Genomic DNA, 1,193 nt, shown 5'->3' with positions numbered 1-1,193 from the left:
CCTGGACCGTCCGGTCAAGGAACTGGTCTTCGACACCGAGTCGGACCTGCTCGACAGGACCGTCTACACGCAGGCCGGCCTCTTCGCGGTCGAGGTCGCGCTGTTCCGACTGATGGAGCACTGGGGCGTCACCCCCGACTACCTTCTCGGCCACTCCATCGGCGAGCTCGCCGCCGCGCACGTCGCGGGCGTCTGGTCGCTGGAGGACGCGGCCGCCCTGGTGGCCGCCCGCGGCCGGCTCATGCAGGCCCTCCCCGAGGGCGGGGCGATGGTCGCCATCCAGGCGACCGAGGACGAGATCCTGCCGCTGCTCACCGCCAACGTGTCCATCGCCGCCCTCAACGGCCCCACCTCCGTCGTGATCTCCGGCGACGAGGACGAGGTACTGGCGATCGCGGAGCGGTTCGGGAAGTCGAAGCGGCTGCGGGTCAGCCACGCGTTCCACTCGCCGCGCATGGAGCCGATGCTGGAGGAGTTCCGGCAGGTCCTGCAGGCGGCCACCTTCCACGCCCCGCGGATCCCGGTCGTCTCCAACCTGACCGGTGAGACGGCGGGCGAGGAACTGATCACTGCGGACTACTGGGTCAACCACGTCCGCCAGGCCGTCCGCTTCGCCGACGGCATCCGCCACCTCGAGACGCAGGGCGTCACCACCTACCTGGAGCTCGGCCCCGGCGGCGTCCTGTCCGCCATGGCCCAGGAGACGGCCGGCGACGCCGCATTCGTCCCTGCTCTGCGGAAGGACCGTGCCGAGGCCGACGCCGTTGTCAGCGCTCTCGCCGAACTCCACACGAGCGGCAGCGCCGTCGACTGGACGGTGTACTTCGCCAACACCGGCGCTCAGCGTGTCGACCTGCCCACGTACGCCTTCCAACACGAGCACTACTGGCCCAAGAGGTCGCTGCAGGCGATCGACATCTCCGGTGTCGGTATGAGCGCTGCTGAACACCCGCTGCTCGCAGGAGCGGTGGTGCTGGCCGGTGAGGACGTCTCGTTGTTCACGGGGCGGTTGTCGTTGGAGTCGTATCCGTGGCTGGCGGATCACGCGGTGTTCGGGACGGTGCTGCTGCCGGGGACCGCGTTCGTGGAGCTCGCGCTGCACGCGGGTGAGCGGGTCGGCTGCCCGGTCCTGGAGGACCTGACGCTGGAGACCCCGCTGGTCCTGCCCGAGCGTGGCGGGGTGAGTCTGCAGG

1 protein-coding gene is annotated in these 1,193 nt (G+C 70.2%); it reads left to right on the top strand.

Going from position 1 to position 1,193, the window contains the following annotated elements; all coding sequences use genetic code 11:
* A partial coding sequence (locus A2U95_RS31835; RefSeq protein ID WP_166029492.1) for an acyltransferase domain-containing protein occupies positions 1-1,193 on the top strand: 1,193 nt, incomplete at both ends.

It is taken from the genome of Streptomyces chilikensis (assembly GCF_001642695.1).
Lineage (GTDB): Bacteria > Actinomycetota > Actinomycetes > Streptomycetales > Streptomycetaceae > Streptomyces > Streptomyces chilikensis.
This window is presented reverse-complemented; position numbering and strand designations above follow the sequence as displayed.